Here is a 692-nt window from a genome sequence, read left to right as displayed (position 1 = left end):
ACGCATCGAACACGTCTTAATGGAGGTCGGCCAAAAGTACACCGTTACTTTTGCGTGACTACTTAGCTTTCCGTTTTAAGCAGTACCAGCTGCGCTTTGTCGACGTTGCTAATTTTGCGACGGAAATCCAGGTAGCCGGCGTAGGCTGATTTGGGGAGGGAGCCGCGCTTTAGCTCCAGGCGGCGGATGTACTGCACCGTGCCATCGGGCAGGGCCGTGTACTGGCTGGCGTAGGTGCCGTAAGCGGTGCTGAACTGCACTGGTGCGGGCATATTCTCCGGTTTGAAGCCCGCAGGGAAGTGCAGGCGCACGGTATCGGCTTGCAGGCTGGCGCGGGGCAGCCAGAGGCCCGTCTGGCGCTCGCCTACCTGCGGGGGCAATGCCGACAGGCGGCTGAGCAGGTTGGAGCTCACAAATACCCGTTTGCCGCTGGGCATGGCAAAGCCCGGCAGGGCCAGGGCCATGGTTTCGACCACGGCCGGAGTAGCGCCGGTGGCAGCGGCGGCCAGACTGTACTTGGTAAGCGTGAACGTGGGCAGCTTGAGGCGGTCGGTGATGTATTTTTTCTGTTCAGCCGGGCTCAACTCGTGCAGCAGCGAGGCGTAGAGGTCCTGCTCCTGGCCGGTGCGCACGGTGCGGGCCGTGGCGGTGGCCCCGCCCACGGCATCCAAAAACAGGTCGAGGCGGCGCTC

General features: G+C 63.2%; 1 protein-coding gene. It reads right to left on the bottom strand.

Features of this window, described 5'->3' with window-relative positions; all coding sequences use genetic code 11:
- Positions 1-62 precede the first annotated feature (62 nt).
- Positions 63-692 (bottom strand): DUF3858 domain-containing protein (locus IEW17_RS20655; protein WP_505669470.1); only part of this gene is annotated, 630 nt, incomplete at its 5' end.

The sequence above is a fragment of the Hymenobacter frigidus genome (assembly GCF_014640435.1).
Lineage (GTDB): Bacteria > Bacteroidota > Bacteroidia > Cytophagales > Hymenobacteraceae > Hymenobacter > Hymenobacter frigidus.
The sequence above is the reverse complement of the archived record's forward strand: the minus strand, read 5'-3'. Positions and strand labels throughout refer to the sequence as shown.